This window comes from Campylobacter sp. 2014D-0216 (assembly GCF_014931215.1).
In the GTDB taxonomy this organism is placed as follows: Bacteria; Campylobacterota; Campylobacteria; order Campylobacterales; family Campylobacteraceae; genus Campylobacter_D.
The window spans coordinates 214,094-226,753 of record NZ_CP063089.1 but is presented as its reverse complement, the minus strand read 5'-3'; the positions used below and the strand labels follow the sequence as shown (position 1 = coordinate 226,753).

The 12,660-nt window shown below is 31.2% G+C and carries 12 protein-coding genes; 2 read left to right on the top strand and 10 right to left on the bottom strand.

Annotated features, from left to right (window positions below; genetic code table 11):
- Positions 1–4: 4 nt before the first annotated feature.
- From folK to aroQ, 3 genes are read right to left on the bottom strand one after another with little or no spacing between them, the layout of a single operon-like run.
- A complete protein-coding gene (gene folK, locus A0083_RS01260) occupies positions 5–478 on the bottom strand; it encodes a 2-amino-4-hydroxy-6-hydroxymethyldihydropteridine diphosphokinase (protein WP_039662649.1) in 474 nt (157 codons plus the stop codon).
- Position 479: 1 nt separating this feature from the next.
- Positions 480–1,505 (bottom strand): M24 family metallopeptidase, encoded by a 1,026-nt coding sequence (locus A0083_RS01255; protein ID WP_197553567.1) that lies wholly within the window; start codon positions 1,503–1,505, stop codon positions 480–482.
- Entirely contained in the window at positions 1,502–1,984 is a 483-nt protein-coding gene (aroQ, locus tag A0083_RS01250) for a type II 3-dehydroquinate dehydratase (RefSeq protein ID WP_197553564.1), read from the bottom strand. The genes A0083_RS01255 and aroQ overlap by 4 nt, the downstream gene beginning before the upstream one ends.
- Positions 1,985–2,072: 88 nt before the next feature.
- On the opposite strand from aroQ, the gene mqnF reads away from it, so the two are divergent.
- Positions 2,073–3,296, top strand: a complete 1,224-nt coding sequence (gene mqnF, locus A0083_RS01245; RefSeq protein ID WP_197553561.1) for an aminofutalosine deaminase family hydrolase — start codon at positions 2,073–2,075, stop codon at positions 3,294–3,296.
- On the top strand, positions 3,284–4,177 hold the full coding sequence (sppA, locus tag A0083_RS01240; RefSeq protein ID WP_197553558.1) for a signal peptide peptidase SppA: 894 nt from the start codon (positions 3,284–3,286) through the stop codon (positions 4,175–4,177). Before mqnF ends, sppA begins: the two co-directional genes overlap by 13 nt.
- On the opposite strand, the gene ribD is transcribed toward sppA, so the two are convergent.
- The 7 genes from ribD to A0083_RS01205 all read right to left on the bottom strand — a co-directional run bounded on the left by ribD (position 4,174) and on the right by A0083_RS01205 (position 12,635).
- The gene (ribD, locus tag A0083_RS01235) at positions 4,174–5,166 is read right to left on the bottom strand and encodes a bifunctional diaminohydroxyphosphoribosylaminopyrimidine deaminase/5-amino-6-(5-phosphoribosylamino)uracil reductase RibD (RefSeq protein WP_197553555.1); all 993 of its coding nucleotides are present in this window, start codon (positions 5,164–5,166) and stop codon (positions 4,174–4,176) included. The two genes, sppA and ribD, sit on opposite strands and share 4 nt — an antisense overlap.
- 8 nt (positions 5,167–5,174) lie before the next feature.
- Positions 5,175–6,557 (bottom strand): McrC family protein, encoded by a 1,383-nt coding sequence (locus tag A0083_RS01230; protein WP_197553552.1) that lies wholly within the window; start codon positions 6,555–6,557, stop codon positions 5,175–5,177.
- Positions 6,550–8,910: an McrB family protein gene (locus A0083_RS01225; RefSeq protein WP_197553549.1), complete on the bottom strand. Its 2,361-nt coding sequence runs from the start codon at positions 8,908–8,910 to the stop codon at positions 6,550–6,552. The genes A0083_RS01230 and A0083_RS01225 overlap by 8 nt, the downstream gene beginning before the upstream one ends.
- 94 nt (positions 8,911–9,004) lie before the next feature.
- Complete coding sequence (gene rimP, locus A0083_RS01220) at positions 9,005–9,427, bottom strand: ribosome maturation factor RimP (protein WP_197553546.1); 423 nt, start codon at positions 9,425–9,427, stop codon at positions 9,005–9,007.
- The gene (gene rbfA / locus A0083_RS01215; protein ID WP_197553543.1) at positions 9,417–9,779 is read right to left on the bottom strand and encodes a 30S ribosome-binding factor RbfA; all 363 of its coding nucleotides are present in this window, start codon (positions 9,777–9,779) and stop codon (positions 9,417–9,419) included. Before rbfA ends, rimP begins: the two co-directional genes overlap by 11 nt.
- The gene (gene infB, locus A0083_RS01210; RefSeq protein ID WP_197553540.1) at positions 9,776–12,412 is read right to left on the bottom strand and encodes a translation initiation factor IF-2; all 2,637 of its coding nucleotides are present in this window, start codon (positions 12,410–12,412) and stop codon (positions 9,776–9,778) included. Before infB ends, rbfA begins: the two co-directional genes overlap by 4 nt.
- The gene (locus A0083_RS01205) at positions 12,393–12,635 is read right to left on the bottom strand and encodes a DUF448 domain-containing protein (protein WP_232087590.1); all 243 of its coding nucleotides are present in this window, start codon (positions 12,633–12,635) and stop codon (positions 12,393–12,395) included. Before A0083_RS01205 ends, infB begins: the two co-directional genes overlap by 20 nt.
- Positions 12,636–12,660 lie beyond the last annotated feature (25 nt).

Below are 12,660 nucleotides of genomic sequence, written 5' to 3'. Positions count from 1 at the left end.
TTCCTTATCTTAATAAGCCCAAAGGCAAAGTTACGCTAATTCTATCATTTACCCCTACGTGAGGTACTGTACAATACTCATCTTTACGCGCTTTTTTTGAAAAATACAACAAATCCAAATCAAGCGTTCTAGGAGCATTTTTAAAAGTTCTTTTTCTCCTGAATTTAAACTCGTAAAAAAACAAAACTTTTAAAAGTGCTCTTGCATGCAAGCTTGTACTTACAACCATCACTGCATTGGTAAAGTCTTTTTGATCTTCAAAACCAAAAGCCTTATTAATCAAAAATGGCGATGTTTGCAACACTTGCAAGCGTCTATCTTGCATCAAATGCCTAAACAAAGCTCGAAAGCGTTTTTTTTCATCTTCTATATTGCTTCCAAGTCCTATAATGGCTATATATTTTCCTTTTTTATCAGCCTTTGAATAAAAAGGAAAAAAACGAATTTTTTCTACCCTTCTAGCTCCTTTAATCAGCAAGTTACAATACCACTGCCTTTTCTTTGTCAAGATAGACCATGTCTTCTATCCTAATGCCTAGTTTATCTTTGATATAAATTCCAGGTTCAATGGTAAAAACCATACCCTCTTTTAACTCATAATCACTTCTTGGGCTAATATTTGGTAATTCATGTATATCAAGTCCCACTCCATGCCCTAAGCTATGAATGAATTCTTTTTCAAAACCTGCATTTTTAATCACATCGCGTGCAATCAAATCAAGTTCACTTGCTTTCATACCAACGCGTGCTTTTTCAATAGCTTGAAGCTGGGCTTGCTTAACTACTTCATAAATTTGTGCCGTTTCTTTGTCTTTAAAATTTGGCTTATTTTTATCAAAGACTATGCCATTTTCATCAAAGCAAGCTGTTCTTGTACGATCAGAACAATACCTTTGATAAACCACACCCGCATCAACTAGTAACAAATCTCCATATTTTAAACATTTATCACTAGGTAAAGCATGTGCCTTAGCCGCATTTTCATTAATAGCCACAATAGGTGAAAAAGAAAGCCCCAAAGCGCCTTTTTTTTGAAAAATTTCACACGCTTTAAAATGAAGCTCTTTTTCACTTTTACCTAAGCCCTCTTGGCTGATATATTTAGCCAGTTCTTCAAAGCATTCTTTACCAAAATTTACAGCCTTTTGCAAAAGCTGTAGTTCTTTAGCATTTTTTATAATGCGTTTATTTTTACTTAGATCTAATTTTTCTTCAAAAACGATATTTGCACTTTTACTAAGCTCTTTAAATTCAAAATAGCTAAAGTCTTTTGGGTCAAAACACACCCTATCAACCCCCGCTTTTTCTAAAAGCTCTCTAGTGCTAGCAAAAAGATCTTGCGCTAAAACTACTTTAGCATTTTTGATCATTTCGCTAGCTTCAAAACTATATCTTGCATCGGTGATGAAAAATGCTTCATCTTCAAGTTTTAAAAATAAAGCATTATCACAAGAATAGCCGCACTCATAAAAAAGTGCATTTTCGTTTTTTAAGATAAAATTCATTGATTTGCTTGTTGTGCTTTTGCTTGAGCTGCTTTATACGCATTGATTTGATCAAAAATTTGAAAAAGTCCCATTAAAGCCATGTGGTAACCAAAAGGACCAAAACCTACCACACTACCCGCACAAACTGGTGCTATCATGCTTTTTTGTCTAAATTCTTCTCTTCTGTGGGTATTGCTAATATGCACTTCAATCACTGGTAAATTAATCGCTGCAATCGCATCACGAATTGCTATAGAAGTATGTGCATAAGCAGCTGCATTAACGATCACTCCATCTACGCTACCTAAACATTCTTGAATCTTATCAACTAATTCACCTTCAAAATTGCTTTGAAAAAATTCAATCTCAGCATTAGCCTGTTTTGCTGCTATTTTCATTTGTTCGTGGATATCTTCCATTTTCATATTGCCATAGATGTGAGTTTCTCTTACACCAAGCATATTAATGTTTGGTCCTTGTATCACCATAACTTTCATAATCTAACCTTTATTTAGTAAAATTTACTATATTATAGCATTTTAAAGCTAAATTTTAGCTACAATTTACCTTTTTAAAGGAAGTAAGATGTTTATCATAGCACCCAAGATTATCTTCACTTGTGATGATGAATTTAGTATTTTGGAAAACAAGGCGGTTCTTTTTGGTGATCGGATTTTAGAAATTGATTGCTTAGAAAATTTACAAAAAAACCACCCGCAAGCTAAACTCATACCAACCCCAAAAGATACGCTACTCTTGCCTGCATTTATCAACCCACATGCACATTTAGAATTTAGCGTAAATAATGGGAATTTAGCCTTTGGAGATTTTTTAAAATGGCTTGATAGTATTTTTAATAACCGCGAACAACTCAATGAAAAAGCCAAAGAAAAATTAATCTCTCAAAATATCCATAAAATGCTAAAAAGCGGCACTTCTACTATAGGTGAAATTTCAAGCTTTGGGAGTGATTTAACTCCTTGTGTAAACTCACAAGCTAGAGTGGTATTTTTCAATGAAATTTTAGGATCTAGTGAGGATTTTATCCAAGCCAAAAAAGAGGAATTTCTAACTCGTTATGAAAAAAGCATGAGTTTTAAAAGTTCTAAATTTATCCCTGCTATTTCAGTGCATGCACCTTATTCAACTCACCCAGAGCTTGCCAAATTTGCCATAAAACTTGCTAGAGAAAATGATCATTTGCTAAGCACACATTTTCTTGAAAGCAATCACGAAAACAACTGGCTAAGGTTTAAAAAAGGCGGTTTTAAAAAAAGCTTGGCTAAATTTAGTAAAAATCCTACGCCATTTTACATCCCGCAAAGCTTTTTAGAGCTTTTTAAAGATCAAAGGACTTTATTTACTCATTGTGTGTATTTTAAAGAATGGGATTTATTAGATAAAAATTTACACTCTATCACGCATTGTGCTTTTTCAAACAGACTTTTAAGTAAAAATACTTTTAAATTAAAATCTGCTTTAAAAAATGGTGTTAATATCCATCTAGGAACTGATGGTTTAAGTTCAAATACTTCTTTAAGTATGCTTGATGAAATGAGAGCTAATTTACTTATACATGATGATTTTGAGTTAGAAAATTTTGCTAAAATATTGCTTTTAATGGCGACTAACAAAGCCGCAAAAGCCTTAAATTTAAACCTAGGGCAAATTCAAAAAGGCAAGATAGCTGATTTTAGTCTTTTTGCTTTGCCAAATAGTGTGAATTTAAAACAACTTCCTTTGCAGTTTATCTTACAAAGCAAAGAAGTGTTAAAACTTTTTATAGAAGGAAAAGAATGCAAATTATAAAATCATTTTTTAAAGGAATTGGAAAAATCATTTCTTATATCAATACTTATTTTAAAACCTTTGTGTTTTTATTTATCGTGTTTTTAATCCTTGCTCCAAACGGGGATAATGCCAAACTTTCTAACGCAAACTTAGCACAAATTAATCTTAAAGGCGAAATTAGCGATGCGAGTAATCTTTTAGAACAAATTTACAAAGTCAAAGAGGATAAAGCTATAAAAGGAGTTTTACTTTTTATAGATAGCCCTGGTGGAGCTTTTGCACCAAGCATGGAAATAGCTTTAGCTATACAAGATCTTAAAGCCAAAAAACCTGTGGTAGTGTATGCAGGTGGAACTATAGCAAGTGGGAGTTATTTAAGTGCAGTGGGAGCTGATATGATTATCGCTAATCCCGCTAGCTTTGTAGGGTCTATTGGGGTAATCATGCAAGGCTTTGAGCTAAGTGAGCTTGCACAAAAACTTGGCATAAGTGAACAAACCATCAAAGCAGGAAGCTATAAAGAAGCAGGAACTTTCATGCGTAAATGGAGCGAAGATGAAAAAGACTTTTTACAAAATTTAGCCAATCAAAGCTATGAGCTTTTCACACAATTTGTCGCTAAAAATCGCAAATTAGACTTAAACCAAACAAACTCATGGGCTGATGCGAAAGTATTTTTAGCAAATGAGGCTTTAAAATTAAAACTCATTGATAAAATAGGCAATTATGAGCAAGCCAAAAAAGAGTTAGAAAAACTAGCCAAAGTACAAAACCCTATATGGCAAAAAGAAGATGCTATCGATAAATTTTTAAAACGATTAGAAGAGCAAAGCGCTAGCTTTTTTGCTAACACTTTAGCACAGTTTTTCACACAAGTAAGCTCACAAAAAATTTATTAAGATTTAATAATCTCATAAAATCCATAAGTATCATTTTCTAAAAAGCCTTTGTATAAAGGCTTTAGCTTTAAATCTAACTTAACATTTTCAAAAGTATTTAAATTCGAGCTTGAAAAAATCAAAAGCATATCCAACTCATCTTTAAAGGCTTTTAAAAAATTCTCCCCACCCTCATACATGATGAGCTTAGCCTCACTAGGAATGTTTGTAAAAATTTCTCTCTCAGGCACGCTAAATAAAGGAATGTTTGGATCAAAACTTTCTAAATTTTGACGGCTTAGTATGCATAAATTTGGTGCCTTAGCTTGAGCTAGCCTTGCATCTAAAATAGGCCTATCATGTCTTATAGTTTCTCCACCTACTACAAGTAAATCGAGCTTTGAACGTAATGTATGAGCATAAGTTCTACTTGCTTTAGAACTTACGATTTTACCATAAGCAGAACCATTCAAAGAAAGGGCTAGTTTAAAAAATTTAAAGCTTGATTTTTGCCATTTTAAAAAAGGCTTTAAAAGCTCTTTGGCTCTTTGTTCACAAATTCCCATGTGAACTTTTATGCCTTGATCTTTTAAAAACCCTGCTCCACCACTTGCGAGCTTGTGCTCATCTTTAGTAGCGATAAAAACTTCACTAAAGCCAAGTGCGCTAAAAAGTTTCGCACAAGGTGGGGTTTTGCCCTGATGATTGCAAGGTTCTAAACTCACATAAGCACTAGCACCTTTTAACAACCCCTGATGATTTTGACAAATAAACTCATGTAAATCGTTTGCATTTTGTGGTAAGTCTAAATTTGGATTAAGCGCTTTTAAGGCTTTACTCACTGCTTCAAGCTCTGCATGAGCCTTGCCCGCTTCTTTGTGTGCTTCTATGCTTAAAATTTTGCCATTTTTATCCAAGATCACACAGCCTACGGCTGGATTAGGGTAGGTTAAAAGCTGATATTTCCAAGCTTCATCTATGGCTAAATTCATATAAAATTCGTGATTCATATTACTTCCTAAAAAGGCAAAGGTGCAAAAAACACCTTAAGCTTTACATGTTCATCGCAAGCTTTTAAAAAACCTTGTGCTAAAAACTTAATATCTTTAGTTTTTAATTTCTCTCTTAAGTCAAAAGTTCTCTCACATAGAGGATAAATAAGATAAATTTCCTTTATCTCGTATTTGTTTGCATAAGCAAACATTTGGTATAAATCGCTTTGCGATATGCCATGCTTTTTCTCATCTTCGTTATCATCTGGAATTTTCCATTTGGTATCTAAGATCATTTTATTTTCTATATATAAATCAGGCTTTAACATAAAACATTTTTCATCATTTTTTGAAATTAGATACTTTCCATGACTTTGGGCTTTTATATTTTTACTAGGATTGGCGAGTTTAAACATATAAGCTACATAGTTTTCAAAAAGTTTTTCCATAGGAAAAAGCAAAGCAAAAGCTTCGTTTTTGCCTTTATATAGAGTAAAGGTTTTATTTTGTAAAAATATCTTACACCAAGAAAGTATATTTTCATAATAATCAAAATGTCTTGAAATTTTAAAACTAAAATCTTTTTCGTAATTTGTAGAAAACTCTACCTCATCAAGCATTTGCATAGCTTTGATGATTTTAAATTTATTCAAGCTTGTTTTGGATTTTAAAAAATTTAGCGTTGATTTTATCAAGCGATTTGGAGCTATGTCTAAAACAAACTCATCGCTACTTGTGAAAAATCTTTCTTTGTGTATTAAATTTGATTTTATATGCTCATTAAAAAGTAATTTTCCTTTTAAAAAAGTTCTGTTTTCTTCGCTACTTACATAAGATCTCATCAAACCTTTTTTATACACACTATCAAATTCATCTAAAAACATCGCGATAAATACTTCAAACAAAGGCATTTTAGCAATTTGTAAAGATGAAATTTGAGATTTTTTAAAGGGGGAATTTTTTAAGGTTTTTAGCATGTTGATTAAAAGATTTTTGGGGTTGAAATTTATCTCTTTTATACTATACCATTTTTTTATTTTAATGTTTTTCACAATTTTATATTCTTGAAAATAGCTAAAATTAGTATATAATTTATTACCATTGCTTATTGTATAGGCATAATTTAACTTGCTCTTTGAAACTTTCAAAGATTTATCTTTTTTTTCTTTATAGCTATCCAAATTTGTGCATTTTGGCAAGATTTCTAAAACACCGCTTTTAGTCTGTATAATGCCGACATAATTTTTAGCTTTTAAGGCGTTTTTACTTTTAAAGCCTAGAAGACTTTCATTGTTTTTTGCGAAGTCTTCTAGCTCTTTATAAAACATTTCAGCTTTTTCTTTGAAGTTTTCTTTGAAATCTTCTTTAGAAAAAGCTTGATATTCGATGATAGAAAAGGTGTTATTCATTTTCGTTTTTTGTTTTATTTGTTATTTTATCATCATAAATTGCTTGATATGTTTTTATATTGCTCCAAATTTCATCATCAAATGGAGCGATAGTATAAATATTTCTCTCATTATCAACATTATATAAATTCTTTTTTTGAAGATATTTATCATCTTTTTTATCTTCAAAAATCATACCATTATCATTTAAAACTGCATTTATCAAAGCATAATCATTGTAAAAATACTCTTGCAATAGCGGAATGATTTTGTTTTGAAAAACTTTTTTTAATTTCTCTAAATTATCAATGCCTATAAAAAATGCATGTCCTATAGTCTTTTCTCTATCTAGTAAGTATTCTATGCGAGTATTTATAGCTTCTAATAATTTTTTTAAATTTACATCTTTATATTTTGATTTTTCTAACTCTTCAACATCAGGCATCATCTCGATAAATTCAAAACGTCTTCTTAATGCTGTATCAAGTGAAGCTATACTTCTATCAGCCGTATTCATAGTGCCTATGATATAAATATTTTTAGGCACTCCAAAATCTTTACCACTATAAGGTAATTTTACTTTTATTTCCTCTTCTTCGCCTATCCTTTTGCTAGGCTCTATCAAGGTTATAAGCTCACCAAAAATTTTACTTACATTACCACGATTAATCTCATCTATGATAATTATGTAAGGTTTTGAATCCGGCTTTTTACTAGAATTATTATCTACTTTATAATCTTGTTCTCGCTCTTTAAACAATTTAACTAGCTGAAAATAGTAACTATCGATTTGTCTTCTATGTTTATGATTTAAAATTTGTTTAATGCTTCTTCCATTTATAATCTTATCTTTATTTTCCAAAAGAATTTTAAAAATTTCCAAATTTAAATACAAATTTACATTAGTATCATCTGTGATAATTCTATATTTTTCATTATATTCTTCTAATCTAAATCCACCACTTTGAGTTTTTTCTATAAATTTTTGTTGATCTACTAATTCATCTAAAAAAAATTCTATTTTATTTTCTAAATCCTCATTCTTTACAAATTCTTCTTGTGTTAATAAAGATGCTTTGTAATTATCCAAAGCTTTTTGACAAAGTTCTTTAAAAATTCCATCTTTTATTTCATACTCTACTTCCTTAGAATTTTCTCTATCTATGCGAGGCTTTATACCTTCTACAAATTCTTCATATCCGTAGCTTTGATGAAAAGTAGTAAAAACTATTTGCCCTTTTTTTACATATTCATCAAATAACTTTTTTCTATTTGTTCTATCATCTTTGCTTGGAATTTGTATTTTTTCTTCTTTTGATATAATCTCTAAAGCCTTATCTATCGTTTGATAAGTTTTTCCTGTCCCTGGAGGCCCATAAAGAATTTGATTTAAAGGTGGATTTTCTACATTCAATCCTTTATTTGTTTCTTTGTTATTATAAAACTCTTTATCGGAAGAATTAATCAGAAAATCTCTATAATATTTTATAGCACTTGAATATCTATTTTTATTTGTAGAATTCTGATCTAAATATTTTTTATTATTTTCTAATTCTTTACATTTAAAATCAAATTGTTTTATATCACATTTATATAGATTTACATTCAAATATTTGGTAGAAATTCGAGAAATATCTTCTATATAATTTTCTTTAGTTCCTTCACTTAGTTTGCTACCATCTTTTTTAGTAACTTTATTTAAGTATATAGAAAAATTAATTTTATTTTGTTCGATTGTTTTAGTATTCAAATTTGAATAATGCTCCCATAATGGAACCGAAACATCATTTCTCATGCTATCGAGTGTATAAATTTTATCTTTTAACAACTTTTTATGTAATTCATAAATTTCTAAATTGCTTTTAAATTTATTTTTACATATTGCTTCTAATATATCTTTTTTAAATATATTAACAATCTTAATATCATTTGGATTTTGATAATGAAACGCTATCTTCCATTTTAAACCAAAAGGTAAAATTTCATTTAAAATTTCTTTATCAATGCATTTTAAATTATTATTTTGCGAATATTCTATAACTTTAACTATTTCTTTTTTTACCTTTTCAAAAACTTCATCTTTAGTATTTCCAAGATTTTTTCTCCAAGCATATCTATTATCATACAAATAATCATCTTTTTTAGGTGGTTTTTTATAACGATAAATTCCAAATTTTCCAGCATCATTTCCTCCAAATCCTGCATATTCTTTTAATAAAACATCTAACCAATAACAATAATAATTTGGGTTTTCATATTTAAGATTTGTATATTCCTCAAGACTCATACTTTTAACTTTTTCTAAAGTCCAAATTCTTTGAAATTCTAAAAATTTATTACTTTCTTTTTGTTTCTCATCTAAAATAATATTCATATCTAAATCCTATTTTATTTTATAATAAATTAAAAAATAATGTATTTAAATTTAATTATATAAAAAATAAGTAAAAATTTAGATTTCTAAATTTTTACCATTGTATGAAGGTTTTAGCTTTTCTTATGTCGCTAAAATTTATAGTAGTTTTTTCTTGAGTTTCTAAATTTTCTAAAGTGATATTTTCACCATCTACAGCGATAATTTTTGCTTCAATTTTTTCTTTTTCACTAGTTGTGATTTTTACAAGTTCATTAATGCTTTTTGCAAAATGCTCGATTTTGCTAAGTTTTCTTTCAAGCCCACAGCTTGATACTTCTAAAAAATACTCTCCACTCACGGGTGGTTCTACATCAAAAATAGGCGATAAAATCTCACTAAGCCTAGCACAATCATCAAGATTTACCCCGCCTTCTTTTTGCACATAAATTCTATAAATCTTTCTACCATTTTCACTTGTTAGCTCATCATCATAAAAGCTAAGTCCTACTTCTTTACAAAGTGCTTCAAGATTCATTTTGTTCCTTTTTGATTTTTTCAAACAAAGCATCCATGTGGTTTTGATACTCCAACCTATCATCAAACTTAAAGTGAAAATTCGGACATCTATACCACCCTTGCTCACTCATGCAGTAATTTTGCAAAGCACGGGCAGCTTTTTTAAGTTGATTGAGTATGATGTCTTGCTCTTGGGTGTTAAAAAACATTTTATCTAAATACACAAAAGCATCATATCTGCCTTTTTTACACTCTACATCCACTACGCACAAGTTTTTTAAAGCCTCGTTGTCTAAATTTGCTAAAGCTTCCGGTATAAGCTCTTTTAAAATACTTTCTGTGCGTAGCTTTTTGATCTCAGCTGGGTTCATAGGCTTACTTGTTCCTCAACTTCTTTGTAACTTTCTATATAATCGCCCACTCTCATATCATTACAACCTTCTATACCTACACCGCATTCATAGCCTTTTGCAACTTCTCTTACATCATCTTTAAAGCGTTTAAGTGAGCTTACATTACCTTCAAATACCACAACCCCATCTCTAATGAGTCTGATTTTCGCGCCACGATTGATCGTGCCTTCTGTTACCATACAACCTGCGATTTGTCCTAGTTTTGGCACATTGATCACTTGGCGAATTTCAGCTTGACCAAGTTGTTCTTCAGAGATAATAGGACTCATCATGCCACCTAGTAAGGCTTTTACATCATCGAGTAAGTTATAAATAACATTATAAGTTTTTATTTCTACGCCTTTATCTTTAGCGCGTTCTTTGATCTCACCAGTTGGGCGTATATTAAAGCCTAAAACGATAGAGTTTTCACTCGCACTTGCAAGCTCTATATCACTTTGAGTGATACCACCCACCCCACTATGGATGATATTAACCTTGATCTCATCATTTTTGAGTTTTTCTAAACTCGCTTTAATCGCTTCAAGCGAGCCCTGCACATCTGCTTTTAAGATCACAGGAAGGGCTTTTAAGTTACCTTCTTTGATTTTAGCACCAAGCTCATCTATACTTACTTTAGTGGATTTGCTTAATTCTTTTTGGCGGTTATATTCATGGCGTTTGTTGGCATATTCTCTTGCTTGCTTATCACTATCTACAGCTATTAAAGTTTCTCCTGCATCAGCTACTTCGCTAAGACCTATGATCACCCCGCATTCACCTGGGCCTATTTCTTTTAAAGTTTTGCCTTGATCATCACTCATAGCACGTACTTTACCATAAGCCTCCCCTGCTACGACTGTATTTCCCACTCTTAAAGTACCATTTTGCACAATGATAGTAGCCACAGGTCCTCTACCTTTTTGCACTGAAGATTCTATAATGCTTGCTTTAGCATGGGCTTTTGGATTTGCTTTAAGCTCTAAAATATCAGCTTGTAATAATACAATTTCAAGTAAATCCTCTATACCATCGCCTTTTTTAGCTGAAACTGGTACAAACTCATGGCTTCCACCCCATTCTACCGGCATGATGTCCATTTCCGCTAGTTGGGTTTTTACCATGTCAGGATTTGCGTTTTCTTTATCCATTTTATTGATAGCAATGATGATAGGCACATTAGCTGCTTTTGCGTGATTGATCGCTTCTTTGGTTTGTGGTTTTACCCCATCATCTGCAGCCACTACGATAATAACAATATCCGTTATACTAGCCCCCCTTGCACGCATAGCAGTAAATGCCTCATGGCCTGGAGTATCGATAAAGGTAATTTTTCTACCATTTTTTTCTACCATATAAGCACCAACGTGTTGAGTGATCCCACCTGCTTCGCCACTTGCAATACGTGATTTTCTAATATAATCAAGCAAAGAAGTTTTACCATGATCCACATGCCCCATGATCGTGATGACCGGAGCTCTTTGGCTTAAATTCTCTTCTGTTTGATTTTCATCATAATCTTTTACATAGTCAAATTCATCAGCTTCATCAATGATATTAATCTCCACGCCAAATTCTGCAGCAAGAATTTCAATAGCATCTTCATCTAAAAAGTCATTTTTAGTCGTCATCATACCAAGCATGAAAAGTTTAGAGATCACTTCACCGGTGTTTTTGCCAAGTTTTTCGGCAAATTCATACACACGAATTTCTTTAGGTATGCTCACGCTTGTGATCGCTTCACTTTCTTTTTTCTCTACTTTTTTAGGTGGCTTTTTGCGACTTCTTCTTTGTATACCGCCTTCACCAAATGGGTTGATAGAGTTATTTAAAGACTGTTTTAAAATACTTGGTTGTTTTTTATTGACCGGTTGTGTTGGTTTGTTTTCTTTAACGCTAAAATCAGGTAAAACCACCATATCATCATCTTCTAAAGAAATATCAGCAAAATCTTTATCTCCTAAAAGATCCATTTTAGTGGTGTTTTCTTTTTTGCTTGCCACAGGGTGGTTTTTCTTCTCTTTTTTCTTTCTTTTTAAACTCTCATCTGAATTTGAAAAAATCATGCTAAGACTTAAGCCTTGCGTGCTTTGTGTATCAGTTTTTTCTTCTTTGTTGACAAAATTTTCTTTGTTTTCTTCTTTTTTCTTTTTAACGATAACCAAGCCTCTTCTTTTGGCTAAATTTAAATTAGAACCTAGTTTTTCATCTAACTTTACTTCTTCTTTTTTTGCTTCTATAGTTTCGTTTTTAATAGGATTTTCAGGCTGTTTTTCTTGAGTTTTTAACTCTTCTTTTTTTTCAATTGCTGTTTTTGTATTGATTTTATTTTCTTTTTTGACTGTGGTTTTTTTCTCTTCTTTTTTATCTTCTTCTTTTTTAACAGTAGCTTTTTTTACTGTTTTTTCTTTCTTAGGTTTTGCTACTTTTTTAACCACATCTAATATTTCGCCTGATTGAACGTATTGATAAATCGCTTCTGCGATTTCAGAAGATACTTTTTTGTTAGGTGATTTTATATCTTCTAGGCCTATTTCATTGGCTTTTTCTATAATTTCTTTGCTAGTGTATCCTAACTCTTGAGCGATCTCGCTAATTTTTACATCTGCCATTAAAAAATATCTCCTTTAAATCCTGCTGGTTTATACTGCCATGAAAATTGCCTTTGCAAGCTCTCATAAAAGCTCTTTGCAGTGTTTTTTCATCTTTATCTAAGCACGGATTGCAAATATACAAACTTCTACCAAATTCCACTTTAGTGATAATTTGAGAATTTTTTATCTGAAATCGATGCAAACTCTGCTTTTCATAACGACCTTTGCAAACAATGCACATTCTAATGGGTATATGATTTTTCAAA

Coding starts and splice junctions, on each gene's coding strand:
- A0083_RS01255 (WP_197553567.1), bottom strand. CDS start 1,505: ATGAATTTTATCTTAAAAAACGAAAATGCACTTTTTTATGAGTGCGGC.
- aroQ (WP_197553564.1), bottom strand. CDS start 1,984: ATGAAAGTTATGGTGATACAAGGACCAAACATTAATATGCTTGGTGTA.
- mqnF (WP_197553561.1), top strand. CDS start 2,073: ATGTTTATCATAGCACCCAAGATTATCTTCACTTGTGATGATGAATTT.
- sppA (WP_197553558.1), top strand. CDS start 3,284: ATGCAAATTATAAAATCATTTTTTAAAGGAATTGGAAAAATCATTTCT.
- ribD (WP_197553555.1), bottom strand. CDS start 5,166: ATGAATCACGAATTTTATATGAATTTAGCCATAGATGAAGCTTGGAAA.
- A0083_RS01230 (WP_197553552.1), bottom strand. CDS start 6,557: ATGAATAACACCTTTTCTATCATCGAATATCAAGCTTTTTCTAAAGAA.
- A0083_RS01225 (WP_197553549.1), bottom strand. CDS start 8,910: ATGAATATTATTTTAGATGAGAAACAAAAAGAAAGTAATAAATTTTTA.
- rimP (WP_197553546.1), bottom strand. CDS start 9,427: ATGAATCTTGAAGCACTTTGTAAAGAAGTAGGACTTAGCTTTTATGAT.
- rbfA (WP_197553543.1), bottom strand. CDS start 9,779: ATGAACCCAGCTGAGATCAAAAAGCTACGCACAGAAAGTATTTTAAAA.
- infB (WP_197553540.1), bottom strand. CDS start 12,412: ATGGCAGATGTAAAAATTAGCGAGATCGCTCAAGAGTTAGGATACACT.
- A0083_RS01205 (WP_232087590.1), bottom strand. CDS start 12,635: ATGTGCATTGTTTGCAAAGGTCGTTATGAAAAGCAGAGTTTGCATCGA.